Origin of the sequence: Streptomyces sp. NPDC048269 (assembly GCF_040652395.1) — a bacterium.
In the GTDB taxonomy this organism is placed as follows: Bacteria; Actinomycetota; Actinomycetes; order Streptomycetales; family Streptomycetaceae; genus Streptomyces.
Genome location: NZ_JBEZLW010000002.1, coordinates 173,954 through 199,179, shown reverse-complemented (window position 1 = coordinate 199,179; position 25,226 = coordinate 173,954). Strand labels below are relative to the sequence as shown.

21 protein-coding genes are annotated in these 25,226 nt (G+C 72.0%); 9 read left to right on the top strand and 12 right to left on the bottom strand.

Annotated elements, in window-relative coordinates; translation table 11 throughout:
* Positions 1-3: 3 nt before the first annotated feature.
* The 7 genes from AB0D48_RS03030 to AB0D48_RS03000 form a co-directional block, all read right to left on the bottom strand.
* Positions 4-1,827, bottom strand: coding sequence for a branched-chain amino acid ABC transporter permease (locus AB0D48_RS03030; RefSeq protein WP_362390118.1), 1,824 nt, complete (start codon positions 1,825-1,827; stop codon positions 4-6).
* Between the two features lie 5 nt (positions 1,828-1,832).
* Positions 1,833-2,762 (bottom strand): branched-chain amino acid ABC transporter permease, encoded by a 930-nt coding sequence (locus AB0D48_RS03025; RefSeq protein ID WP_362390116.1) that lies wholly within the window; start codon positions 2,760-2,762, stop codon positions 1,833-1,835.
* A gap of 117 nt (positions 2,763-2,879) precedes the next feature.
* Positions 2,880-4,112 carry a branched-chain amino acid ABC transporter substrate-binding protein gene (locus AB0D48_RS03020; protein WP_362390114.1) on the bottom strand — a complete coding sequence of 411 codons (1,233 nt, stop codon included), beginning with the start codon at positions 4,110-4,112 and terminating at the stop codon, positions 2,880-2,882.
* A 299-nt stretch (positions 4,113-4,411) separates the two neighbouring features.
* Positions 4,412-4,912, bottom strand: coding sequence for a Tat pathway signal sequence domain protein (locus AB0D48_RS03015; RefSeq protein WP_362390112.1), 501 nt, complete (start codon positions 4,910-4,912; stop codon positions 4,412-4,414).
* Positions 4,913-5,040: 128 nt separating this feature from the next.
* Positions 5,041-5,457, bottom strand: a complete 417-nt coding sequence (locus AB0D48_RS03010) for a hypothetical protein (protein WP_362390110.1) — start codon at positions 5,455-5,457, stop codon at positions 5,041-5,043.
* A 56-nt stretch (positions 5,458-5,513) separates the two neighbouring features.
* On the bottom strand, positions 5,514-5,972 hold the full coding sequence (locus AB0D48_RS03005; protein WP_362390108.1) for a hotdog fold thioesterase: 459 nt from the start codon (positions 5,970-5,972) through the stop codon (positions 5,514-5,516).
* Between the two features lie 54 nt (positions 5,973-6,026).
* A complete protein-coding gene (locus tag AB0D48_RS03000) occupies positions 6,027-8,312 on the bottom strand; it encodes an FdhF/YdeP family oxidoreductase (protein WP_362390106.1) in 2,286 nt (761 codons plus the stop codon).
* 131 nt (positions 8,313-8,443) lie between these two features.
* On the opposite strand from AB0D48_RS03000, the gene polA reads away from it, so the two are divergent.
* On the top strand, positions 8,444-11,167 hold the full coding sequence (gene polA / locus AB0D48_RS02995) for a DNA polymerase I (protein ID WP_362390104.1): 2,724 nt from the start codon (positions 8,444-8,446) through the stop codon (positions 11,165-11,167).
* Positions 11,168-11,211: 44 nt separating this feature from the next.
* Here polA and AB0D48_RS02990 read toward each other — a convergent pair whose 3' ends face one another.
* Positions 11,212-12,066: a DUF4184 family protein gene (locus AB0D48_RS02990; protein ID WP_362390102.1), complete on the bottom strand. Its 855-nt coding sequence runs from the start codon at positions 12,064-12,066 to the stop codon at positions 11,212-11,214.
* Between the two features lie 110 nt (positions 12,067-12,176).
* Between AB0D48_RS02990 and AB0D48_RS02985 the strand changes: the two genes are divergently transcribed.
* The 3 genes from AB0D48_RS02985 (at position 12,177) to AB0D48_RS02975 (ending at position 14,658) form a co-directional block, all read left to right on the top strand.
* Positions 12,177-13,439 carry a lytic transglycosylase domain-containing protein gene (locus AB0D48_RS02985; protein WP_362390100.1) on the top strand — a complete coding sequence of 421 codons (1,263 nt, stop codon included), beginning with the start codon at positions 12,177-12,179 and terminating at the stop codon, positions 13,437-13,439.
* A 77-nt stretch (positions 13,440-13,516) separates the two neighbouring features.
* Positions 13,517-13,657, top strand: coding sequence for an SPW_0924 family protein (locus tag AB0D48_RS02980; RefSeq protein WP_215149930.1), 141 nt, complete (start codon positions 13,517-13,519; stop codon positions 13,655-13,657).
* 14 nt (positions 13,658-13,671) lie between these two features.
* Positions 13,672-14,658, top strand: a complete 987-nt coding sequence (locus AB0D48_RS02975) for a DUF3068 domain-containing protein (RefSeq protein WP_362390097.1) — start codon at positions 13,672-13,674, stop codon at positions 14,656-14,658.
* Here the strand turns inward: AB0D48_RS02975 and AB0D48_RS02970 are convergent.
* Both AB0D48_RS02970 and AB0D48_RS02965 read right to left on the bottom strand, forming a co-directional pair.
* Positions 14,648-17,638 carry an ATP-dependent helicase C-terminal domain-containing protein gene (locus AB0D48_RS02970; protein ID WP_362390095.1) on the bottom strand — a complete coding sequence of 997 codons (2,991 nt, stop codon included), beginning with the start codon at positions 17,636-17,638 and terminating at the stop codon, positions 14,648-14,650. The genes AB0D48_RS02975 and AB0D48_RS02970 overlap by 11 nt on opposite strands.
* Position 17,639: 1 nt before the next feature.
* Complete coding sequence (locus AB0D48_RS02965) at positions 17,640-18,488, bottom strand: class I SAM-dependent methyltransferase (protein ID WP_362390093.1); 849 nt, start codon at positions 18,486-18,488, stop codon at positions 17,640-17,642.
* A gap of 352 nt (positions 18,489-18,840) precedes the next feature.
* Here AB0D48_RS02965 and rpsA point away from each other — a divergent pair, with 352 nt between their 5' ends.
* The 4 genes from rpsA (at position 18,841) to AB0D48_RS02945 (ending at position 22,663) form a co-directional block, all read left to right on the top strand.
* Positions 18,841-20,349 carry a 30S ribosomal protein S1 gene (gene rpsA, locus AB0D48_RS02960; RefSeq protein WP_030010959.1) on the top strand — a complete coding sequence of 503 codons (1,509 nt, stop codon included), beginning with the start codon at positions 18,841-18,843 and terminating at the stop codon, positions 20,347-20,349.
* Between the two features lie 178 nt (positions 20,350-20,527).
* A complete protein-coding gene (locus tag AB0D48_RS02955; protein ID WP_362390090.1) occupies positions 20,528-21,466 on the top strand; it encodes a PAC2 family protein in 939 nt (312 codons plus the stop codon).
* Between the two features lie 79 nt (positions 21,467-21,545).
* Positions 21,546-22,211, top strand: coding sequence for a dephospho-CoA kinase (gene coaE, locus AB0D48_RS02950; protein ID WP_362390088.1), 666 nt, complete (start codon positions 21,546-21,548; stop codon positions 22,209-22,211).
* 50 nt (positions 22,212-22,261) lie between these two features.
* Entirely contained in the window at positions 22,262-22,663 is a 402-nt protein-coding gene (locus AB0D48_RS02945; RefSeq protein ID WP_362390086.1) for a tetratricopeptide repeat protein, read from the top strand.
* Between the two features lie 2 nt (positions 22,664-22,665).
* On the opposite strand, the gene AB0D48_RS02940 is transcribed toward AB0D48_RS02945, so the two are convergent.
* Together AB0D48_RS02940 and AB0D48_RS02935 are read right to left on the bottom strand one after the other, a co-directional pair.
* Entirely contained in the window at positions 22,666-22,926 is a 261-nt protein-coding gene (locus AB0D48_RS02940; protein WP_362390084.1) for a DUF6343 family protein, read from the bottom strand.
* Between the two features lie 57 nt (positions 22,927-22,983).
* Positions 22,984-23,601, bottom strand: coding sequence for a hypothetical protein (locus AB0D48_RS02935; protein WP_362390082.1), 618 nt, complete (start codon positions 23,599-23,601; stop codon positions 22,984-22,986).
* A 203-nt stretch (positions 23,602-23,804) separates the two neighbouring features.
* Here AB0D48_RS02935 and AB0D48_RS02930 point away from each other — a divergent pair, with 203 nt between their 5' ends.
* Positions 23,805-25,175 carry a helix-turn-helix transcriptional regulator gene (locus AB0D48_RS02930; protein WP_362390080.1) on the top strand — a complete coding sequence of 457 codons (1,371 nt, stop codon included), beginning with the start codon at positions 23,805-23,807 and terminating at the stop codon, positions 25,173-25,175.
* Positions 25,176-25,226: the final 51 nt, after the last annotated feature.

Here is a 25,226-nt window from a genome sequence, read left to right as displayed (position 1 = left end):
GGATCAGGCCCCTGTCTTGCCGAGGACTGTGGGCGCTTCGAGGTCCTTGTGGAGTTCGAGCTGGTTGCGCCGGTTGGGGATGAGGCCTTCGGGGCGCAGGCGCATGAGGATGACGAGCGCGATGCCGAAGACGAGGAGCTGGTATTCGCCCAGGAACTGGAGCTTGTTGGGGATCATGAAGAGGAGGGCGCCGCCGACGAGGGGGCCGGAGATGGTGCCCATGCCGCCGAGGACGACTGCGGCGAGGAGGAACGCCGAGTTCGGGGGGACGGCGTTGGCGAAGACGTACTGGTCCGGGGTGACGGTGTAGTTCACGTGGGCCTGTACGGCGCCGGCGAGTCCGGCGAGGGTGGCGCCGAGGGCGAAGGCGATGAGCTTGACGCGGAAGCCGTTGATGCCCATGGCTTCGGCGGCGGTCTCGTCTTCGCGGATGGCGACCCAGGCGCGGCCGATGCGGGATTCCGCGCTGCGGCGGAAGACCATGATCACGATGAGGGTGATCAGGAGCATCAGCAGGAAGTAGTTGGCGAAGCGGCCGATGGTGAATCCGGCGATGGTGTGGCTGGCTCCGAAGTCGAATCCGAAGAGGTCGACGTTGGGGATGCCGGCGATGCCGTTGGGGCCGTTGGTGATGTCGGGGCCGGAGACACCGTCGAGGTTGTTCATCGAGATGCGGAAGATCTCTCCGAAGCCGAGGGTGACGATGGCGAGGTAGTCACCGCGCAGGCGCAGGGTGGGGGCGCCGATGAGGACGCCGAAGACCATGGATGCGGCGGCGCCGACGAGGAGTGCGGCCCAGAAGGGGAAGTGCACGCCGAACGGCGAGTTGGGGGAGCCGGAGACCAGGGCCGCGGTGTAGGCGCCGACGCCGAGGAACGCGACGTAGCCGAGGTCGAGGAGGCCGGTGAGGCCGACGACGATGTTCAGGCCGAGGGCGACGGTGGCGAAGATGAGGATGTTGACGCCGAGGGTCGCGTACTGGTCGTCGGTCTGGGTGATGGGGAAGACGGCGGCCGCGGCGAAGGCGCCGACGAGGGCGACGTTGCGGTGCTTGGTGGTGAGGGCGGTGAAGCGGGCCACCAGGCCGGCCTTGTTGAGGGCGCCGAAGCCGAAGCCGGCGGTGATCAGGAAGCCGATGAAGAGTTCCTGGTACGGGGTGGTGATGCCGTACGTGAAGACGCCGAGGCCGAAGGCGAGGACGGCGGCGATCAGCAGGATCTCGACCCACGCGGGGAGCGGCCGGGCGGGGCGGGGGGTGCCGGTGGCGAGGGCGGCCTTGACGGTCGTCCAGCGGTTGCGCAGGTGGTGCTTGCGCTGTTCCCAGGCACTGTCGTCGGGGTCGGGGCCTTCGAGGACGGGGCGCTCGAAGGGCAGGGAGAGGGCACCGACGAGGGTGACGAGGGTGGCCAGGGCCACGACGATGCCGCCGGGCTCGAGGTTGACGATGCCGCCGAGGGTGGTGGTGATGGCGAGGATCGCGTACCACGCGGTGGTGAAGGCGGCGAGCGCGGCGAGCTTGATGGCGGCGTCGGCGCCGGCGGGGGTGAGCCAGCCGAGGCCCTTGACCCCGTAGGAGGAGAGGCCGAGGAGGGTGGTGAGGGCGCCGCCGATGAGGACGAGCCACTGGAGGCCGCCGGGGTATCCGTAGACGGTGAGGTCACCGGGGAAGGCGGCGGTCCAGGTCCAGGCGAGGAAGCAGGAGATGACGGTGAGGGCGCCGCCGGCGGTGGCGAGGGCGCGGCCCGTCTTCTCGGGGAGGGCGATGGCGCCCCGGGCCGAGGCGATGGTCGTCACGGTGTCCGTGGTTTCTGCGGTGTTGGTCGTCATGGGTCTCACGCCCTGTCCGCCACGCGCTCGCCCAGCAGGCCCTGGGGCCGGAAGAGGAGCACGAGGATGAGGAGTACGAACGCCCAGGTGTTACCCCAGGACTGGCCGCCGAGCTGGCTCATGCCGGGGACGTCGGCGACGTAGGCGGTGGTCAGGGTTTCGGCGAGGCCGAGGACCAGTCCGCCGATCATGGCGCCGTAGATGTTCCCGATGCCGCCGAGGACGGCTGCGGTGAAGGCCTTGAGGCCGAGGATGAAGCCCATCCGGTAGTTGACTTCGCCGTACTTGAGGCCGTAGGCGACGGCTCCGACGGCGGCGAAGGCCGCGCCGAGGGCGAAGGCGACCGTGATGATGCGGTCGGTGTTGATGCCCATGAGCTTGGCGGTGTCCGGGTCCTGCGCGGTCGCCTGCATGCCGCGGCCGGTGCGGGTCTTCTTGACGAAGAAGCCGAGGAAGGCCATGGAGATGGGGGCGGCGATCATCAGGAAGAGGTCACCGGTCTGGATGGTGATGCTGCCGAGGTGGAAGGGGCCCCCGGGGATCTCGGGGAAGACGATGGAGGACCGCGCGTCGGGGTACCAGGCCCATACCGCCTGCTGGAGGACGATGGAGAGGCCGATGGCGGTGATGAGCGGGGCGAGGCGGGGTGCGCTGCGCAGGGGCCGGTAGGCGAAGCGTTCGGCTCCGACAGCGATGAGGGTGGCGACGATGATCGCGCCTATGAGCATGAGGGGCAGTGCGACCCACATGGTGGTGCCGCCGGGGAGCATCAGCCAGACCGTGAGGGCTCCGAACCCGCCGGTCATGAAGATCTCGCCGTGGGCGAAGTTGATGAGCTGGACAATGCCATAAACCATCGTGTAGCCGATGGCGACGAGCCCGTACATGGATCCCAGTAGCAGGCCGTTGACCAGCTGTTGCGGCAGTTCGTGCACCGCAGGTCCTCCGAGTCTTTCGACGGATGTGACACCGCGCGGGGCGCTGTTGTGCGCGCCCCGCGCGGCAAATGAGGGGTGAGGGGGCTAGCGGGCTGGCCTGCTAGCCGGTGGGGTTCAGCCGGCGAGGGTGCCGGACTCGACGGGCTTGAAGTCGTCGCCCTCGACCTTGTAGACGGTGAGCTGCTTGTTGGTGGCGTCGCCGAACTCGTCGAAGGAGACCTTGCCGGTCACACCGTCGAAGGAGACGCCCTGGACGGCTTCGAGGACCTTGGCGCGGGCGTCGGAGGGGAGCTTGCCGTCGTTGGCCTCGACGACCTTCTTGACGGCCTCGATGACGGCCCAGGCGGAGTCGTACGAGTAGCCGCCGTAGGCGGAGTAGTCGTCCTTGAAGCCGGCCTTCTTGTAGTTGTCGATGAAGTCCTTGGCGGAGGGCAGGCTCTCGACGGGGGCGCCGACGGAGGTGGCGAAGTCGCCGGTGGCGGTGGCGCCGGCCAGCTCGACGTACTTCTTGTCCTTGATGCCGTCACCGCCGACGAGCGGGATGTTGGTGCCGGAGGCCTTGATCTGCTTGCTGAGGGGGCCGGCCGCCGGGTATTCGCCGCCGTAGTAGACGACGTCGGCGCCGGAGCTCTTGACCTGGGTCACGATCGCGGAGAAGTCCTTGCTCTCCGGGTCGATGTGGCCCTCGCCTGCGACGGCGCCGCCGAGCTTGGTGAACTCGCCCTTGAAGGTTCCGGCGAGGCCGGCGCCGTAGGTCTTCTTGTCATCGATGATGAAGACCTTCTTCTTGCCGGCCTTGTTGAAGAGGTACTGCGCCGCGTACGGGCCCTGGATGGCGTCCGTGGTGGCGGTGCGGAAGTAGCTCTTGTAGGTGCGGGTCTTCGTGCCCTCGGCCCACTTGGGGCCCTGGGTCAGCGAGGGGCTGGTGTTGGCCGGGGAGATCTGGGCGAGCTTGGCGTCGTCGAAGACCTTCTGCATCGACTCGGAGACCGAGGAGTTCAGCGGGCCGACGACACCGAGGACGTCCTTGTTCGCCGTGAGCTTGGTGGCGTTCTGCTGGCCGGAGGAGGCCTGTGCCTGGTCGTCGAGGGCTTCGATCTTGAAGGTGACGCCCTTGACGTACTTCTTCTCGTTGGCCTGGCGCGCGGCGAGGTCGGCGGAGTTCTTGATGCCGAGGCCGAGGGCGGAGAGGTCGCCGGTGAGCGGGGCGTCGACGCCGATGACGACCGTGGTGTTGCCACCGTCGGTGGAAGCGCCGCCCTTGTCGTCGCGCGAGCCGCAGGCGGTGAGAGTGAGGGCGCCCGCGGCGAGGGCGGCCGTCACGGCGATGAGCGAACGATGACGCACGATCAGTCCTTTCCTGGCGCCGCGTCCCCCCTGGGACGCGCCGAGTCGAACGCGGGAACCGAACTGAGTGGAATCCGGCGGTCGCGGTAACTGGCCGTGACTCTAGGCGGCTCTTCGGGGGATATGGAGGGCTGAGGCCAATGATGTGACTCTCTTGTTATGCCACGGCGTAATGCATAGCGGATCTCTGGGGGTGGAACGGGGGAATTCAGGCCGGTTCGTCTTGTCCGCATGCTGAGATGCGTGAGGACCATTCGCGGGTTTGGGTCCTGTCTTGCCAGGACTCTCGGGCCTGTTGGTCATGACGGAGTTGCGCTGCCGGTGTCTCGATCTTCGGGACAGGCCCTGGTCAGGGCCACGGAAAGATCCCTGGCATAACGGTCACCGGGGATGTAACTGTGATCCTCTTTCTGAATTTCATTACTGAGGGTTACTTCCAGGAATGGAAGCCCGGAATTCCGTGCTACATGCACGCAGTCCTTTGCCCGAATCAGCACCACGAGGTCGCGGACTTCTCCCGCCGCGACCGTGACCGGCAGCGGTGGCTGGATCGTCACGCTCAGTGCCTGCGACGGCTGGGCGATCCGCTCCACCGTGACGCCCGGACCGGAACCGTTTCGCACACGGACAGTGAACGCGAACGCGTTGCCGGAGGGGGTCGGCTCCACCGGTTCGCCGTAGGTGAGGGACACGGTCTGCGAGGGGGCCGGCGGGGGCGGGGGCGCCGGCGGCGAGGGGAGGATGGCGTAGACCCGGGCGCCGGCCGCGGCCAGTGCGGCCGCCGCGGCCAGGGTGAGCACGGCCCGCCGGTGGCGTGCATAGCGGACCCGGATCCGCCGGACCGCTCGGCCACGGGGCGTACGGGGCTCCGCGTGCGGCCTCTCCCGGCCCGTGGTGCCCTCCCCGGGCTCGACGGGGCCGATGCCGCTCACTGCCAGGGACCGCCCGTCGGAGTGCCCGAGCGGTAGCGCTCGGCGCAGCGGCGTCCGGCCTCGCGTGCGGTGAGCTCGCGGGCGGCCTCCCGGCCCTCGGTCTGCTGTGCGGTGCGGGCTTCGGCGAGGACGGCGCGCAGGATCTCGTTCTGGCCGCCGGACAGGCCCATGGCCTGGTAGTCGAGGCGGACGGCGTCGCGGCCCTCGCCGGCGTCGAGGATCACCCCGGTCCAGTGGGTGATCAGGGCGGTGCAGAGTTCCTGGGGCGTGGTGGTGTGCGGCGCGGGTGGCGGTGCGGTGGCGGTGGCGCCGGCGGGGGTGCTGTGGCCGGCGCAGCCGAGGAGCGTGGCGGCCAGGACTCCCGTCATCGCGCGTGCGGCCGTGGCGCGACGCGGCGCCGGTCCGGATCCCATGCGGGAACGCTAGACCGGCGCCGGGGGCTGCACAACTGCTGGTATCGGCCGCGTTGTTAAGAGTCCGTGTCGCGCAGCAGGCAGGTGAGCCGGGCGGTGCAGACGCGCCGGTCCTGCTCGTCGCTGATGACGACCTCGTAGGTGGCGGTGGAGCGGCCCCGGTGGACGGGGGTGGCGACGCCGGTGACGATGCCGGAGCGGACGCCGCGGTGGTGGGTGCAGTTCAGGTCCACGCCGACGGCGATCTTGTTGATTCCGCCGTGCATCATCGCGCCGACGGAGCCGAGGGTCTCGGCGAGGACGGCGGAGGCGCCGCCGTGGAGCAGTCCGTAGGGCTGGGTGTTGCCCTCGACCGGCATGGTGGCGACGACCCGGTCGGCCGAGGCCTCGAGGATCTTGATGTCCATGCGCTCGCCGAGGTGGCCCGCCGAGAACAGCGAGGGCAGGTCGATGCCCAGGGCCGCGTACTCGTCGAGGACCTCCTGCGGGAACTTCACTGCGTGCTGCTCGCCCATGGGCCGGCTCCGTTCGTCAACGCTCGTTAACCTGCTTGTCCTGACGTCGTTCTATCAGGCCGGTTCGAAGCGGACGACGACGGACTTGCTCGCCGGGGTATTGCTGGTGTCCGCGGTGGAGTCCAGCGGGACCAGCACGTTCGTCTCGGGGTAGTACGCGGCGGCGCAGCCGCGGGCGGTCGGGTAGTGCACCACGCGGAAGCCGGGCGCGCGCCTCTCCACGGCGTCATTCCACTCGCTGACCAGGTCCGTGTACGCGCCGTCGGCGAGGCCGAGCTCGGCGGCGTCCTCGGGGTGGACCATGACGATGCGGCGGCCGCCGGTGATCCCGCGGTAGCGGTCGTCGAGGCCGTAGATGGTGGTGTTGTACTGGTCGTGGCTGCGCAGGGTCTGCAGGAGCAGCCGGCCCGCCGGGACCCGGGGGTACTCCACCGGCGCGGCGGTGAAGTTGGCCTTGCCGGTCTTGGTGGGGAAGCGGCGCTCGTCGCGCGGGGCGTGCGGGAGCCGGAAGCCGCCCGGGCGGGCCACGCGGGCGTTGAAGTCCTCGAAGCCGGGGACGACGCGGGAGATCCGGTCGCGGATGGCCGCGTAGTCCCGCTCGAACTCCTCCCAGGGGGTCTTGGAGGCCTCGCCGAGGACGGCGCGGGCCATGCGGGCCACGATCGCGGGCTCGGAGAGCAGGTGCGGTGAAGCCGGGGCGAGGTTGCCGCGGGAGGAGTGGACCATGCCCATGGAGTCCTCGACGGTCACGAACTGCTTGCCCGATGCCTGGACGTCCTTGTCGGTGCGGCCGAGGGTGGGCAGGATCAGGGCGCGCTTGCCGGTGACCGCGTGGGAGCGGTTGAGTTTGGTGGAGACGTGGACGGTCAGGGAGGCGCGGCGGATCGCGGCTTCGGTGACCTCGGTGTCGGGGGTGGCGCCGACGAAGTTGCCGCCCATGGCGAAGAAGACCTTGGCCTCGCCGTCGCGCAGGGCCTGGATCGAGCGGACCACGTCGAAGCCGTGGTGGCGCGGCGAGGTGATCTCGAATTCGCGGTCGAGGGCGTCGAGGAAGGCGGGCGCGGGGCGCTCGAAGATCCCCATGGTGCGGTCGCCCTGGACGTTGGAGTGGCCGCGGACGGGGCAGACGCCGGCGCCGGGGCGGCCGATGTCGCCGCGCAGCAGGAGCAGGTTGACGACCTCGCGGATGGTGGCGACGGCGTGCTTGTGCTGGGTGAGGCCCATGGCCCAGCAGACGATGGTGCGCTTCGAGGCCAGGATCAGGGCCAGCGCCTGCTCGATCTCGGGCCGGGTCAGGCCGGTCGCGGTGAGGGTCTCGTCCCAGTCGGCTTCCTTGGCCGCGGCCGCGAAGTCCTCGTAGCCGTGGGTGTGTTCGCGGATGAACTGCTCGTCGGTGGCTCCGCCCGCCTCGATGACCAGCTTGTTCAGGAGGCGGAAGAGGGCCTGGTCGCCGCCGATGCGGATCTGCAGGAAGAGGTCGTTGAGGGCGGTGCCCTTGAGCATGCCGAGGGGGGTCTGGGGGTTCTTGAACCGTTCCATTCCCGCCTCGGGCAGCGGATTCACCGAGATGATCTTCGCGCCGGCGGACTTGGCCCGTTCGAGGGCGGAGAGCATGCGGGGGTGGTTGGTGCCCGGGTTCTGCCCGGCGACGATGATCAGTTCGGCCTGGTGGAGGTCTTCGAGGGAGACGCTGCCCTTGCCGATGCCGATGGTCTCGTTGAGCGCGGAGCCCGAGGACTCGTGGCACATGTTGGAGCAGTCGGGCAGGTTGTTGGTGCCGAACTCGCGGGCGAAGAGCTGGAAGAGGAACGCGGCCTCGTTGCTGGTGCGGCCCGAGGTGTAGAAGAGGGCCTCGTCGGGGGAGGCGAGCGCGGTGAGCTCCTCCGCGATGACCGCGAAGGCCCGCTCCCAGCTGATCGCCTCGTACCGGTCGCCGCCCTCCGGCAGAGCCCCTCGTTCCAGAAGCATGGGGTGGGTGATCCGGCCCTGCTGCCCCAGCCAGTAGCCGGAGCGCGTGGCCAGGTCGGCGAGGGGGTGCGCGGCGAAGAACTCAGGGGTGACCCGGCGCAGCGTGGCCTCTTCGGCGACGGCCTTGGCGCCGTTCTCGCAGAACTCGGCGGTGTGCCGCTCGTCGCCCTCGGGCCAGGCGCAGCCGGGACAGTCGAAGCCGTCCTTCTGGTTGACCTTGAGCAGGGTGCGGGCGGTCCGGGCCAGGCCCATCTGCTGCTGCGCGATCTTCAGGGTGTGCCCGATCGCGGGCAGCCCGGCGGCCGCCTGCTTCGGGGGCGCGACCTGCGGCGCGTCCTGTACCGGATCACCTGCGGGCGGCTTGGTTGCCATGTCGCTCCCCTTCGAGCTGTCTGCGCGTACGCCCCCGATCCTGTCACGCCCCGCCGACATCGCCGCCGCCGGATTTGCCGGTCCCCGCAGCCCGTCCGGTTTTGTCGGTGGGGGCGCCTAGGATCGGGGGCGTGGCAGATTCAGCATCGAAGAAGACCGACCAGACGACCGCAGCGGACCGCCCCCGCCTGATGCTCATGGACGGGCACTCCCTGGCGTACCGGGCGTTCTTCGCGCTGCCCGCGGAGAACTTCACGACCGCGACCGGCCAGCCGACCAACGCCATCTACGGCTTCGCGTCGATGCTGGCGAACACGTTGCGCGACGAGGCCCCCACGCATTTCGCGGTGGCGTTCGACGTGTCCCGCAAGACGTGGCGTTCGACGGAGTTCCCCGAGTACAAGGCGAACCGCTCCAAGACTCCCGACGAGTTCAAGGGGCAGGTCGAGCTGATCGGCGAGCTGCTCGACGCGATGCGCGTGCCGCGGTTCGCGGTCGACGGCTTCGAGGCCGACGACGTGATCGCGACGCTGGCGACGCAGGCGGAGGCCCTCGGCTTCGACGTGCTGATCGTCACCGGCGACCGCGACTCCTTCCAGCTCGTCTCCGAGCACACCACCGTGCTCTACCCGACCAAGGGCGTCTCCGAGCTGACCCGGTTCACCCCGGAGAAGGTGGAGGAGAAGTACGGTCTCACTCCCCAGCAGTACCCGGATTTCGCGGCGCTGCGCGGTGACCCGTCCGACAACCTGCCGGGCATCCCCGGTGTCGGCGAGAAGACCGCCGCCAAGTGGATCACCCAGTTCGGGTCGTTCGCGGAGCTCGTGGAGCGTGCCGAGGAGGTCAAGGGCAAGGTCGGGCAGAACCTGCGCGACCACCTGGAGTCCGTCAAGCTCAACCGCGTCCTGACCGAGATGGTCAAGGACGTGGAGCTGTCCAAGGCCCCGGCCGACCTGGCCCGCGTCCCGTACGACCGGTCCGCGGTGACCGGGGTGCTGGACGTGCTGGAGATCCGCAACGCCTCGCTGCGCGAGCGGCTGCTGGCCGTGGACCCGGGCGCGGCCGAGGAAGAGGCCCCGGCTCCGGTGGCGGCGGGCGTGGAGCTGGACGGCTCCGTGCTGGGTGCGGGCGAGCTCGCTCCGTGGCTCGAAGCCCACGCGGGCGCGCCGCTGGGCGTGTCCACCGTCGACAGCTGGGCGCTGGGTCAGGGCAACGTCAGCGAGGTCGCGCTGGCCTCGGCCGCGGGTCCGGCCGCCTGGTTCGAGCCGTCCGAGCTGGACGAGGCGGACGAGCGGGCCTTCGCCGCCTGGGCGGCCGATGCGGCGAAGCCGAAGGTCGTGCACAACGCCAAGGGTCTGATGCGGGTCTTCCCCGAGCACGGCTGGAGCCTCGCGGGCGTCACCATGGACACGGCGCTCGCCGCCTACCTGGTCAAGCCGGGCCGCCGGTCCTTCGCCCTGGACGTGCTGTCCCACGAGTACCTGCACCGGGAGCTCGCGCCAGCCGCCGCCGACGGCCAGCTGGCCTTCGGCGCGGACGAGACGGCCGAGGCCGAGGCGCTGATGGCGCAGGCCCGCGCCGTCCTGGACCTGGGCGAGGCCTTCACCGGCAAGCTCGCCGAGGTCGGCGCGGCCGAGCTGCTCCACGACATGGAGCTGCCGACCTCCGAGCTGCTCGCCCGGATGGAGCGGGCCGGCATCGCCGCCGACCGCGACCACCTGGAGGCCATGGAGCAGCAGTTCGCGGGAGCGGTGCAGCAGGCGGTGAAGGAGGCGCACGCGGCGGTCGGCCACGAGTTCAACCTCGGCTCGCCCAAGCAGCTCCAGGAGGTCTTCTTCGGCGAGCTGGACCTGCCGAAGACGAAGAAGACCAAGACCGGCTACACCACGGACGCGGACGCGCTGGCCTGGCTGGCCACGCAGACCGACCACGAACTGCCGGTGATCATGCTGCGGCACCGGGAGCAGGCCAAGCTGCGTGTCACCGTGGAGGGCCTGGTCAAGACCGTCGCCGCCGACGGCCGGGTGCACACCAGCTTCAGCCAGACCGTCGCCGCGACCGGCCGCCTGTCCTCCACCGACCCCAACCTGCAGAACGTGCCGGTGCGCACCGACGAGGGCCGCGCCATCCGCCGCGGTTTCGTCGTCGGCGAGGGCTTCGAGTCCCTGATGACGGCCGACTACAGCCAGATCGAGCTGCGCGTGATGGCCCACCTCTCCGAGGACGAGGGCCTGATCGAGGCGTTCGCCTCCGGCGAGGACCTGCACACCACCGTCGCCTCCCAGGTGTTCAGCGTGGAGCGCGAGCAGGTCGACGCCGAGATGCGCCGCAAGATCAAGGCCATGTCGTACGGTCTCGCCTACGGGCTGTCCGCGTTCGGTCTCGCGCAGCAGCTGAACATCGAGCCCGCCGAGGCGCGCGGCCTGATGGAGACGTACTTCGAGCGGTTCGGCGGCGTGCGCGACTACCTGCGGCGCGTCGTGGACGAGGCCCGGGCCACCGGATACACGGCGACGGTCTTCGGCCGCCGCCGGTACCTGCCCGACCTCAACAGCGACAACCGCCAGCGCCGCGAGGCCGCCGAGCGGATGGCTCTCAACGCCCCGATCCAGGGCACCGCGGCCGACATCGTCAAGGTCGCGATGCTGCGCGTCGACAAGGCGATCACCGAGGCGGGCCTGAAGTCGCGGATGCTGCTCCAGGTCCACGACGAAATCGTGCTGGAGATCGCCCCGGGCGAGCGGAAGCAGGTGGAGGAGCTGGTGCGCCGCGAGATGGGCGCCGCCGTGGAACTGCGGGCCGCCCTGGACGTGTCGGTGGGCGTCGGCCCCGACTGGGAGTCCGCCGCGCACTGACCCGCGCAGGTGCGTACGGCTCGCGCCGCGCCCGTTCCCGCCGCCTACCGGGCGGCGGGAACGGGCGTTCGCGCGTCCTCGGCCGAGCGGCTCGGGCCGCGCCGGTGGCGCAGGCGCACGAGGGCCCCGTACAGCAGTAGACCCACGGCGAGGCCGCCGCCCGCGCCGAAGCAGACGGTCGGAATGATGTCGAGCGGCGTGCGGATCCGGTCGAAGAACGTGAAGAAGCGGACCACGCGCATGGTGATGCCGGCCGCCACGCACACCACGACCAGCGCGAGCGCACCCCCCAGCTCGGCGCGGGTCAGCACCGGCACGGACGCCGGAACCGGCGGGGCGGACAGCCGCCGCAGGGCGGTCGCCGTGAACCAGAGCAGAGCGCAGGCCGCGGCCGCCGAACTGCCGTACTGCAGGTACGTGTAGAGCGGCAGGCCGAAGGCGAGCGGCTCACCGAGCGCCGGCAGGGCATTCGTCCCCCAGCGGTCCAGGTGCGTGAAGCTGTCCCACACCACGTGCGTGAGGGACCCCACGACCGCCGAGACGTAGAACCGGAGCGCGAGCGCGGACGGCTGGCGCCCCCGCCAGCGTTCGCCGCGCACGAAGGCGTGGACGCGACCGCGCCAGCCGCGCGGCAGGAGCGCGATCAGCGGCTCCCGCAACAGCAGCCAGCATCCCACCAGGGCGGCGGTGAGCACGGCGTCCGCGGTGAGCACGCCCGGCAGCGAATGCGTGAAGTCGCCGTACGACATGACCCCTTCGACGACCGCGTCGGCGAAGTAGAACGTGTCCGGTGCGAACGATCCGAGGACCAGCGCCGAGGCGACCAGCGGCCCCCGCGCGCGCCCGGTCCGGCGGACGGCCGGAAGTACGGCGGCCGCATGGCTGAGGGTGAACGGCATGGCGCCTCTCGTCGACGTGGGGATGTCGTGAATTCCCGTACACAGTACGGGCCCTCTGCAGGGTGCTGACGTATGGTCGCGCCCGACGTCGAGGGGGAGGGGTCCGGCTCATGTCGGCTCGAATATACGGACGCAGGCTGCGCAGGGGCGGGGCGGCCGCCCTGGTCTGCGCGCTGGTGGTCGCCGCGGTGACCGCTTCCCAAGGCCCGGCCGGCGGGCCGGCGGACCGGATCTCCGCGGTCGGCGAGGGGGGTGCTCCACCCCCGCCGCTGGCGGCCGGAACCGGAGGGGACTCCTCCTACTTCACCGAACTGCCGCCGCCGGCTAGCCCCGAGCCGCCGGCCCTGCTGCTGCCGGAGGGCGGCACGCCGACGACGCCGGGGGAACACGCGGCGGCCGAATCCGGGCCCGTGGTCGCAGGCGCGGGTGAGGGCGCGCAGGGGATACCGGCGAGCGTGCTCGCCGCGTACCTGCGGGCGGAGAAGGTGGTGGGGGAGAGCGACGCCCGCTGCGGACTGCGCTGGCAGCTCCTCGCGGCGATCGGCAAGGTCGAGTCCGGGCAGGCGCGCGGCGGCCGGGTGGACGCGGCCGGCACCACGCTGCGCCCGATCCTGGGACCGGTGCTCGACGGCAACGGCTTCGCCGACATCCCGGACACGGACGGCGGGGCGTACGACGGGGACGCCAGGTACGACCGGGCGGTCGGGCCCATGCAGTTCATCCCCTCCACGTGGGCGGCGTGGGGGCAGGACGCGGACGGCGACGGCCGGCGCAACCCGAACAACGTGTACGACGCGGCCCTCGCGGCCGGGCGGTACCTGTGCGCGGGGAACCGGGACCTGCGGGTGGACGCGGACCTGGACCGGGCGGTGCTCTCGTACAACCAGTCCGCCGAGTACCTGAGGACGGTGCGGTCCTGGTTCACCTACTACCTCAAGGGGACGCACGAGGTCCCGGACAACGGGGGCGCGGGCGCGCCCGCGGTGACACCGCCGAAGCCGGACCCGAAGCCGAGCCCCGCACCCACTCCTACGCCCTCGCCCTCACCGGACCCGACGCCCTCGCCGACGCCCTCGCCGACGCCTACGCCTACCCCCACGCCTACCCCCACGCCCACCCCGACCCCGACGCCCACCCCGACCCCGACGCCCACCCCGACCCCCACGCCCACCCCGACGCCGACCCCCACCCCGACGCCTACGGCCCCGCCCACGCCGAGCCCCAAGCCCACGCCCACCCCGACCCCGACGGTGAAGCCCGGGCCCAAGCCCTCGCAGTCTCCGTCCCCGTCCGCGTCCCCATCCCCGTCCGCGTCCCGGTCCGCGTTCCCGTCTCCCCCGCCGGAGGCGACCGGCCTGGGGGAAACCCCGTAGTCGAACGGTTCTCATCTCGCGTCCGCATTGCTACGGTGCCTCCGCCCTGACGCCCTATCAGATTCCGGAGGCCCGGCATGCGCGCATTCATCGCCGCCGCCAGCGGGCTCGTCCTCGCGGTGCTCCTCGTCCTCGCCATCACGGCGCTCGGGGCGCCCGAAGGCAAGACCTCACCCAAGCCCCTGCTCACCACCGCGCCCCCCGCGCCCGGAAAGTAGAGGAGGGCCCGGCCATGCGACGCAGAGCGAGCCTCGTCCTGCTGGCCCTCGCCGTGTTCTGCGCGGCCCTCGCACCGCTGCTGCGCTGGTACGCGTACCCGCGACTCGCCAAGATCCCGCCGAACCAGTACCAGGAGATGGTCCTGGAGGCGAAGGACGCGACCCTCCTCGACTACTTCAACGGCATGCAGCCCAAGAAGGTCGACAAGGTCACGATCGTCCAGACCCTCAAGGGCAACGTGGAGGCGTCGAAGGAGATCGAGGCCAGCGCGGGCAAAGACGTCGTCGTCTGGGACACGCTGACGCACATCATCGACCCGGAAGGGAAGACGGTCTCCCAGATCCCCGAGCGCTACATCTTCGACGCCCACACCCAGGACCCGGTGCACGCCACCGGCGAGATGGTCGACGGGGACGCCGTCGAACGCGAGGGCATCGAGTTCAAGTGGCCGTTCTTCACGGAGCCGCGCGACTACCTGTACTTCGACGCGCAGACCCGTACCTCCTCGCCGATCCACTACGTCGGCCCGCGCACGTACCGCGGCATGGACGTCTACTACTTCGAGCAGACCGTCCCGTGGACCAAGGTCGCCATGCCGAAGAAGATGCCGATCGAGGGCATCGACCCGGCGACGATCGAGGCGACCACCGGCACCACCCTCTGGTACACGACGAAGGCGATGTTCTGGGTCGACCCGGTGACCGGGGCGCCGGTCAACGCGGAGCAGGTGATCCAGCAGGAGATGCGCGGCGGCATCGCGGCGGGCGGCCCCGACGGCAAGCTCACCGCCTTCGCCGGGCACGTGAAGATGCGCGAGGACTACGCGAAGTACACCCTCGACCTGGTCGCCTCGAACCGTACGAAGGTCCTCGCGCTGCACACCTACGCGCCGATCGGCCTGGCGGCCGGCGGGCTGGCGCTCCTCGCGGTGGCGCTGTGGCTGGAGGCGAGGAGCCGCCGGGAGCCGGGACCACGGCCGGAGGCGGAGCTCAGCGCCTGAAGCGGGCGTTGGTGTGGCGAGTGGGCTCGGCGGTGGCGGGGTCCTCCGGCCAGGGGTGTTTGGGGTAGCGGCCACGGAGCTCGGCGCGGACGGCGCGGTAGCCGCCCTGCCAGAACGAGGCCAGGTCGGCGGTGACGGCGGCGGGCCGTCCGGCGGGCGACAGCAGATGGACGAGTACGGCCACCCCGGACACCCGGGGCGTCTCGGCCAGCCCGAACAGCTCCTGGAGCTTCACGGCCAGCACCGGCTGCCCGTGCTCGGCGGAGTAGTCCACCCGGATCCGGGATCCGCTGGGGACCTCGAGCCGTTCCGGAGCCAGCTCGTCCAGCCGTGCGGCCTCGCCGGTGGCCCAGGGCAGGAGCCGGTTCAGGGCCTGCCCGGCGTCGATCCGCCCGAGGTCCGCCCGGCGCCGGGCGCGGGACAGCTCCGGCTCCAGCCAGTCGTCGGCGCGGTCCAGCAGCGCGCCGTCGTCCGCCACGTCGGGCCACGCGCCACCGAGCGTCCGGTGCAGGAAGCCCAGCCTGGCCCGGAGCCCTTCCGCGTCCGCGGACCAGCGCAGCAGGCCGAGCCCCTCGGTACGGAGCCCGTCGAGCAGGGCGGCCCGTACGAGGGCGGGGTCGGGGTTCCGCAGAGGGCGTACGGCGAGCTCGATCGCTCCCAGCCGGTCCGCCGCCCGGGCGACGAGGTCCCCGTCCTCCCAGCGCACCTCTTCACCCTGGCTGCGCAGATGCGCGGCTGCGGCCAGGGCGGTCTCCTCGTCGATGACGGCGGCCAGCCGGACGCGGGCCGAGGCGGAGTGCGGGGCCCGGTCCGCGACGGCGAGGGCGAGCCAGGGCGCGCGGCGCAGCGGTGAGCCGTCGGCGAGCTCGGCCGCGGTCCCGGACGCCATGAGGAAGGCGCCCTCTCCCTTGGCCTTCGCTACGCGCTCGGGAAACGCGAGGGCGGCGACGAGCCCGGCGGCGGCGTCGTCGGACAGGGAGTCGCCCCCCACCCCGCCCCTTCCCGAAACGCGGGGCTCCGCCCCGCGTCCCCGTTCCCGGGGCTCCGCCCCGCGTCCCCGTTCCCGGGGCTCCGCCCCGCGTCCCCGTTCCAGGGGCTGCGTCCCGAGTTCCCGTTCCAGGGGCTCCGCCCCGGACCCGGCGGGGGCTCCGCCCCCGGACCCCCGCGCCTCAAACGCCGGCGGGGCTGAATCTGCCCCGTCCGCGCCGGCAGGTGCAGGGGCTGCGCCCTGCACCTGCGGCGCCTGGATGGCGCGGAGCGCCATTTCAGCCCCGCCGGCGTTTGAGGCGCGGGTCCGGGCAGAGCCCGGCTGGGGGCCCGGGGCGGAGCCCCGAGTGCGGCGGCCGGGGTCGCCGGCCCCGGTTTCGGGAAGGGGCGGGGTGGGGGAAGAGCCCCGCGCAGCGGCGCCCGCATCGGCGGGGCCGGCCGGCAGCCCGGCGTCCGATGATCCGGCCCCGGTGGGAGCCGGACCCGCGGCTCGCTCCAGGCGGCGGGACTCCGCGCGCCACCGGGCCGCGTAGGCGTCGCCGCCCCGCCGGGCGGAGCGCCAGGCCGCGGCCAGGTCGTCCCCGTACTCCCGCGGCGGTTCCTCGCTCAGCAGTGCCACCACCTCCGCGGCCCGGCGGGAGCCGAGGGCCGCGGAGCCGTCCAGCAGGGCGCGGGCCAGCCGGGGGTGCAGGCCCAGCCGGGCCATCCGCAGACCCCGCGGAGTCGGACGGCCCGCGCCGTCCACCGCGCCCACGGCCCGCAGGACCTCCCGCGCCGCGGCCATCGCCCCGGCCGGCGGCGGGTCCAGCAGCGCCAGCCCGGACGCGTCCGGATCGCCCCAGCACGCCGCCTGCAGGGCGAACTGCGCCAGGTCGGCGATGCGGATCTCGGGGGAGGGGAACGCGGGCAGGCGTCCGTCCTCCGCCTCGGTCCAGCAGCGGTACACCGCGCCCGGCGCCTCGCGCCCGGCCCGCCCCGCCCGCTGGCGCCCGGCCGCGCGGGATGCCCGTACGGTCGCCAGCGCGCCCAGCCCCCGCGCGTGGTCCATCCGGGGCTCGCGGGCCAGCCCGGAGTCCACCACCACGCGTACGCCCGGCACGGTCAGGCTGGACTCCGCCACGGCGGTGGAAAGGATCACCCGGCGGTGGTCGGAAGCCGTCAGCGCCGCGTCCTGCACGGCAGCCGGGGCCCGCCCGTGGATCTGGAGCACCTCCGCGTCCACCCCGCCCAGCTGCCCGGCCACCCGGGCGATCTCCCCGACGCCGGGCAGGAAGCACAGGACATCGCCGGAACGTTCCGCCAGCGCCCGTCGTACCACCGAGGCCACGTGCGTCAGCTGCGCCGGGTCCACCCGCATCCCGTGCGGCGGCCGCACCGGCCGGGCCGGCGGAGCCCAGACCGTCTCCACCGGGTACGAGACCCCGGCCGCCTCCACCACCGGCGCGTCGCCGGGACCGCCACGACCGAGCGCGCGCGACCACCCGGCCGCGTCGGTCGTCGCCGAAGCCGCCACCAGACGCAGATCCGGGCGCAGTGTCTCCCGTACGTCCAGGAGGAAGGCGGCGACCGTGTCGGCGTCCAGGTGCCGCTCGTGGCACTCGTCCAGGATCACCAGGTCCACGCCGGCCAGCTCCTGGTCGCGCTGGAGCCGCTGGAGCAGGACACCGGTGGTGACCACCTCGACCACCGTGCCGGGGCCCGTCACCCGCTCGCCGCGCACCGTGAAGCCCACCGCGCCGCCGACGGCCTCGCCGAGCAGCCAGGCCATGCGCCGCGCCGCCGCCCGGGCGGCGATCCGCCGCGGCTCGGCGACCACGACCCGGCGCCGGGGCCCGCCGCCCACCAGCCCCGCCAGCACCAGCGGCACCAGCGTGGTCTTGCCCGTGCCCGGCGGTGCGCAGAGCACGGCGGTGCCGTGGCCGTCCAGCGCCGAGACGAGCGCGGGCACCGCCTCCCGTACGGGAAGGGTGTCGATTGCGGCGGTACGGATCACGTCAGTCGCGCTCGCAGACGAAGATCGCGGTGCCCGGGATCAGGTTGCCGCGCAGCGGGGACCAGCCGCCCCACTCCTGGCTGTTCCACTCCGGCCACTCGGGCTCGACCAGGTCGACCAGGCGGAAGCCGCCCGCCACCACGTCGCGGACCCGGTCGCCGATCGTGCGGTGGTGCTCGACGTACACGGCGCGGCCCTGCTCGTCCTGTTCCACGTACGGGGTCCGGTCGAAGTAGGACGCGGCGACGGAGAGGCCCTCGGGACCGGGCTCGTCGGGGAAGGCCCAGCGGATGGGGTGGGTGACGGAGAAGACCCAGCGGCCGCCGGGACGCAGTACGCGGCGTACCTCGCGCATCACGTTCACCGGGTCGGCGACGAACGGGACGGCCCCGTAGGCGGAGCAGGCGAGGTCGAAGGACGCGTCGCGGAAGGGCAGCCGGCCGGCGTCGGCCTCGACGAGCGGGACGTCCTCGCCGATGCGCAGGGCGTGCTGGAGCTGGCGGTGGGAGAGGTCGAGGGCGACGGGGCGGGCGCCCTGCGCGGCCAGCCAGCGCGAGCACTGCGCGGCGCCGGCGCCGATCTCCAGGACGTCCTTGTTCTTGAGGGAGGCGGCGGGGCCCAGGAGGGCCGCCTCCGCCTCGTCCAGGCCTTCCGGCCCCCACACGAAGCGGTCGTCGCCGAGGAAGGCGCCGTGCTCGCTCTGGTACTCGTCGGCGTTGCGGTCCCACCAGCCGCGGCTCGCCCGGCTGCTCTCCGCTTCACCGGCGTCACGCCGGGTGGCCTCGGCGTCGTCCCCGGAGGCGGAATCTGCCTCGTAAGCGTCTTCGGGGGCGTAGTCCTCTTGGTTCATGGGGCCCGTCGTCGTAGTCTGCGAATGTCTGCGGAGCGGAGCAGGGACGTGGCATGACGGCCTCCCCGCCCACGAATTGTGCCGGTTATACGGCGATCCGCCGGGGGTGTCCGCCTTCGCGCATTGACCGTGTCCGGCTGCCCCCGTATGCTACAAGTTGCGCTGCGAGCCTGTGCTCCTCAGACCTAGCAGGCTGCGCTTGCATTTGTTGATGTCCCCTCGGTTTTCGAGGCCCTTCCCGCTTCTCGCGGATCAGGGCTTCCTTGGCTGTCCGGCTTCGGCAGATGCCGATAAGGGCTCCCGGCGTAGCAGTACCTACGACTTTCTGTCCGTAACCGGAGCCCTTTCCCACATGACGAGCAGCACCGAGACCACCTCTACCACTCCGCAGGTAGCGGTCAACGACATCGGTAACGAGGAAGCCTTCCTCGCCGCGATCGACGAGACGATCAAGTACTTCAACGACGGCGACATCGTCGACGGCGTCATCGTGAAGGTCGACCGGGACGAGGTCCTGCTCGACATCGGTTACAAGACCGAAGGCGTGATCCCGAGCCGTGAGCTCTCGATCAAGCACGACGTCGACCCGAACGAGGTCGTCAAGGTCGGCGACGAGATCGAGGCCCTTGTTCTCCAGAAGGAGGACAAGGAAGGCCGTCTGATCCTGTCCAAGAAGCGCGCTCAGTACGAGCGTGCCTGGGGCACGATCGAGAAGATCAAGGAAGAAGACGGCATCGTCACCGGTACCGTCATCGAGGTCGTCAAGGGTGGTCTCATCCTCGACATCGGCCTCCGCGGCTTCCTGCCGGCCTCCCTCGTCGAGATGCGTCGCGTCCGCGACCTCCAGCCCTACGTGGGCAAGGAGCTCGAGGCGAAGATCATCGAGCTGGACAAGAACCGCAACAACGTGGTCCTGTCCCGCCGCGCCTGGCTCGAGCAGACCCAGTCCGAGGTTCGCCAGACGTTCCTCACCACCCTGCAGAAGGGTCAGGTCCGCTCCGGCGTCGTTTCCTCGATCGTCAACTTCGGTGCCTTCGTGGACCTGGGTGGCGTCGACGGTCTCGTCCACGTCTCCGAGCTGTCCTGGAAGCACATCGACCACCCGTCCGAGGTTGTCGAGGTCGGCCAGGAGGTCACCGTCGAGGTCCTCGACGTCGACATGGACCGCGAGCGCGTCTCCCTGTCGCTGAAGGCGACGCAGGAGGACCCGTGGCAGCAGTTCGCCCGGACCCACCAGATCGGTCAGGTCGTCCCGGGTAAGGTCACCAAGCTGGTTCCGTTCGGTGCGTTCGTCCGCGTGGACGAGGGCATCGAGGGTCTGGTCCACATCTCCGAGCTGGCCGAGCGCCACGTGGAGATCCCGGAGCAGGTCGTCCAGGTCAACGACGAGATCTTCGTCAAGGTCATCGACATCGACCTCGAGCGTCGCCGGATCTCGCTGTCGCTGAAGCAGGCCAACGAGTCCTTCGGTGCCGACCCGGCGTCGGTCGAGTTCGACCCGACCCTGTACGGCATGGCCGCGTCGTACGACGACCAGGGCAACTACATCTACCCCGAGGGCTTCGACCCCGAGACCAACGACTGGCTCGAGGGCTTCGACAAGCAGCGCGAGGCCTGGGAGACCCAGTACGCCGAGGCGCAGCAGCGCTTCGAGCAGCACCAGGCTCAGGTCATCAAGAGCCGCGAGGCCGACGAGGCCGCTGCCGCCGAGGGCGCTGCCGCCCCGGCCGCCGGTGGCAACGCCGGTGCGGGCATCTCGGGTGGTTCGTACTCCTCGGAGTCGGACGAGACCTCCGGCGCCCTGGCGTCGGACGAGGCCCTGGCCGCGCTCCGCGAGAAGCTGGCCGGCGGCCAGAGCTGATCGCAGCGCGCATCACACCCCGGTGTGAGCCGAGCTGGTTGAGCTGAACGGTGAGGCCCGTCCCCTTCGGGGGGCGGGCCTCACCGCGTTTCCCGCTGATCCGTTTGGCCAACTGGGGAATGGTGGCGCCTCCTTGGACGTTCATTGCAGAGAACGCGACGAGGGAGGAGTGGTGACGGTGCTTGATCCACAGGGTCTGTACGAATGGGACGCCAAGGGCCTGGCGGTGGCCGACCTGGCGCTCGCCCAGGACTCGGCCGGGCTGGTCATGCTCTACCACTTCGAGGGGTACATCGACGCGGGTGAGACCGGGGAGCAGATCGTCGAGCGGCTCCTGGACACCCTGCCCCACCAGGTGGTGGCGCGCTTCGACGCCGACCGGCTGGTGGACTACCGGGCCCGCCGCCCGCTGCTGACCTTCCAGCGCGACCGCTGGACGGAGTTCGAGGAGCCCCGGCTGGAGGTCCGGCTCGTCCAGGACGCCACCGGAGCGCCGTTCCTGCTGCTGTCCGGCCCCGAGCCGGACGTGGAGTGGGAGCGCTTCAGCGTCGCCGTCCGGCAGATCGTCGAGCGCCTCGGCGTCCGGCTCTCGGTCAACTTCCACGGCATTCCCATGGGCGTCCCGCACACGCGGCCCGTCGGCATCACCCCGCACGGCAACCGGACCGACCTCATGCCGGGCCACCGCAGCCCGTTCGACGAGGCGCAGGTGCCGGGCAGCGCGGAGTCGCTGGTCGAGTTCCGTCTGGCGCAGGCCGGGCACGACGTGCTCGGTGTCGCCGCGCACGTACCGCACTACGTCGCGCGTTCCCCGTACCCGGACGCCGCGCTGACGGTGCTGGAGGCCATCACGGCGGCGACCGGGCTTGTCCTGCCCGCGGTGGCGCACGCCCTGCGTACGGAGGCCCACCGCACCCAGACGGAGATCGACCGGCAGATCCGGGAGGGCGACGAGGAGCTGGTCAGCCTGGTGCAGGGGCTGGAGCACCAGTACGACGCTGCCGCCGGCGCCGAGAGCCGGGGGAACATGATCGCAGAGCCCGCGGAGATCCCGTCGGCCGATGAGATCGGCCGCGAGTTCGAGCGGTTCCTCGCGGAGCGCGAGGGCGAAGGCTGAGGGCAGGGCCGGCCGGGCCGACTGGGCTGGGCAGCCGGGGGCCTAGGGCTCGGGTGAGGGCGGGGGCTAGGCTGCGGGCATGCTGAAAGTGGGCCTGACGGGCGGGATCGGTGCCGGCAAGAGCGAGGTCTCGCGGCTGCTGGCTGAGTACGGGGCGGTCATCGTGGACGCCGACCGGATCGCGCGGGAGGTCGTCGAGCCCGGTACATCGGGGCTCGCGGCCGTCGTGGCGGCCTTCGGGGAGGCGGTCCTGACCGCGGAGGGGGCACTGGACCGGCCGAAACTCGGGTCGATCGTGTTCGCCGACCCGGCGAAGCTCCAGACCCTCAACGCGATCGTGCACCCGCTGGTCGGCGCCCGGTCGGCCGAGCTGGAGGCCGCCGCGGGGGCCGACGCGATCGTGGTGCACGACGTACCGCTGCTCGCGGAGAACGGTCTGGCGCCGCTGTACGACCTGGTGGTCGTGGTGGACGCGGCGCCGCAGACGCAGCTGGCACGGCTGACCGCGCTGCGCGGGATGGCCGAGGAGGAGGCGCGGGCCCGGATGGCCGCGCAGGCCACGCGGGAGCAACGGCTCGCCGTGGCGACCTGCGTGATCGACAACGACGGGCCGCTGGAGGCGCTGGAGCCGCAGGTGCGCAAGGTGTGGACGGAGCTCACGGCGCGGGCCGGGGAAGCGCGTGCCGCAGCCGCAGAGGAGCGGGCGGCGGAAGCGCGTGCCACCGAGACGCGGGCGGCGGAATAGCGGCTGCGGGGGCGGGCGTTGAACGCGCCCGTAGAGGGAAGGAACTCAACGTGTCCGACACCACGCCGCACTCCTCGCCGTCGTCCTCGTCCGGTCCGGCGAGCCCGGAGACGCACGTCATCGATTACCGGGCAGCCGAGCACCTGCTCGCCGCACGCGACCCGCGCGGTGCGGTCAAGCTGCTCGACTCGGTCATAGCGGCCCACCCCGAGAACACGGCGGCCCGGCTGCTGCGTGCCCGGGCCTTCTTCGCCGCCGCCCAACTGCGCCCGGCGGAGCTTGAGTTCGAGCTGGTGCTGGAGCGGGAGCCGGACAACGCCTTCGCCCACTTCGCACTGGCCCGCACACACCAGCGCTCCGGCCGGCCCGAGCAGGCGCGCAGACACTTCCGGCTGGCCGCCGCGCTGGACCCGCAGCCGGAGTACCTGGCGGCGGCCCGCTTCGAGGACTGAACTCACCCGTCCCGGGGCGGTTCGTACGGCGGGATGTCGGGGCCGGGCTGGTAATGCGGGCCCTGGTGAATGTGATGGACGACCACCGCCAGGTCCACGGCCGCCAGCAGCACGACCGCACCGCAGGCCGCCGCCCACCCGGGACGGCCGGCCAGCGAGAAGAGGGCCGTCCCGGCGGCGGCCCAGATCAGCCCCCACAGACTCAGCCAGAACCGCAGCCGCAGCGGACTGCGGGCGGTCACCGGCTCATTTCCGGAACGCATGGCCATCGCCTCATGTCCATGGTCCCACTCCGGTCGGTGGACGGCCGGGCGGCGGCGCTACGGGTTGAGCTTGTTCACGGCCGCCCTCGTCGTCTTCTTGAAACCGGCGACCGGGGCGTCGGACAGGTCTCCCATCTGGCCCCACTTCACCACCGTGACAGTGGACCCGTCGCGTCCGATTCCGTAGAGGTGCACGCCGGGCTCGGAATCGGGGATCGAGGTGTGCACGCCGTAGACGTGCGCGCCCTCCTCGACGGTGAGCTTCCCGTAGTCCTGCCAGGAGGCCGTGCCGCCCGGGGTCGTGCGCAGCCAGTCGGCGGCGCAGGCCGCGACCTTGCGCTCCAGGGTGCCGGCGAGCTCTGCGGCCGCGGAAGGCGAGGCCGCCCGTACGGAGACCTGCACGGCGCCGGTGTCGAACTCCGTGCCGAAGCTGCGGTGCCAGCTGCCCGCTGCCGGGAGTGCGCCCTCCAGGCAGAACGGAGTGGACTCGGGCAGCCCCTTGGTGACCTCGCCCGCGTACCAGGGCGAGGTGGGGTGCGGCGGCAGGTCGGTGCCCTTGATGAACCCCGGTGCGGTGGCCGCCGTGGCAGGGGCCGGGGCGGTGAGGACGAGAGCGGTGGCCGCCGCGAGGAGGGCGGTGGTGAGGGTGGCGGCGGTGCCGGAGCGTCGGAACATGGTCGGTACTCCCCGTGGTCGTCATGGTCTTGGTGGTCTTCGTGGTCTTCGTGGTGCTCGGCGGCGCTGAGCGGTGCGACCGCGTACGTGGACAGGCTTTCCCCGGGCCGGGGTGTCGGACGACGGATCGCTGCGGATTCGGGACACTGGAATGGCCGTACGTGCTGTCACCTGGGGGAACACCCCCTGCATGGAACGCGGTCGTGGGACGGGGGAACGCCGTGGACGAGGCGGAGCGGTTCGCGCGGCTGATGCGGGAGCTGAAGGAGCGCGCCGGGCTGAGTTACGGGGCACTGGCGCGCAGACTGCACACGAGTACGTCGACCCTGCACCGCTACTGCAACGGGGAGGCCGTCCCGACGGAGTTCGCGGTGGTGGACCGTTTCGCGCGGGCCTGCGGGGCCTTGCCGGGGGAGGCGGTGGACCTGCACCGGGCGTGGTTGCTGGCGGACGCGCGCAGGCGCGCGGCGGCGAGGGCCGAACCGGAAACCGTCCCGGAACCTGCCGCCGGAGCCGTCCCGGACCCTGCCGCCGGAGCCGTCCCGGACCCTGCCGCCGGAGTCGCCCCGGAACCTGGCACCGGACCAGCTGTCGTGCCCACTCCGGGTCCGGACCCCGCTCCGGCTCCGGCTCCGGATCCGGCGCTGGGGCCCGTCGTCCGGATCCCTCGGTACCGGCGGCGGACAGCCGCCGTCGTCGCCGCCGGGCTGACCGCGGGCGCGGTGGCCGTGGCTGCCCTGGCGGCGTCCCTGCCGGACCGGGAGACGCCGCCGGTCGGGGCCGGGGCGACGGGGGCCCCGCGGGCAGCCACCCCGGCCGTGTCCTCCGGGCCGTCGGAAGCGGCCGGGACGCCCGCGCCGGGGCCGTGGTCGCAGCCGTCATCCCCGCCGGCACCGGACGACCCTGCGTCCGCGCCCGCCCCGCCTCCGGCGCCGCCGTCACAGCCGTCGCCGAAGCCGGCGCCGGTACCGCTGACGGCGGCGGTACGGTCGCACGTGTGGGCCTTCGGCTGCGATCACGCCTACCTGGCCGAGCAGGGACCGGGCTCCGTGCCCCCGCCGCCCGTCGAGGCGGACGCGCCCGCCTGGGCCGCGGCGCAGCGTGCCGTACACGCCGGGGCCCAGATCGTGGAGGTCACCCTGCACGGCACGGGCACGGGCAGCGTCGTCCTGGAGGACCTGGAGGTACGGGTGGCCGCGCGGCGCACCCCGCCGGCCTGGAACGTCTACCAGATGTCCCAGGGCTGCGGCGGCGCCCTCACCCCGGCGGCCTTCGCCGTCAACCTGGACGCGCCCCGGCCCGTCGCCCGGTCCGTCGCCGGGAACGACGCCGGCAGCTCCCTCCCGGCCCCCACCTTCCCGCTGCGCGTCTCGGCGTCCGAGCCGGTCGTCCTGCGGGTGGAGGCCGCCACCACGGGCTGTGACTGCGACTGGTACCTCGACCTGCGCTGGACCGGTCCGTCGGGCTCCGGCACCCTCCGGATCGACGACGGCGGACGGCCGCTGCGGACCAGTGCGGCCACTGGCCGACCCGTGTACGGATACGCCGCGGAAATGGGCCGCTGGGGACGCTGAACCGCAGGTCAGAGGCGTTGTCAGTGGCCGCGCCTAAACTCGTCGGCAGAG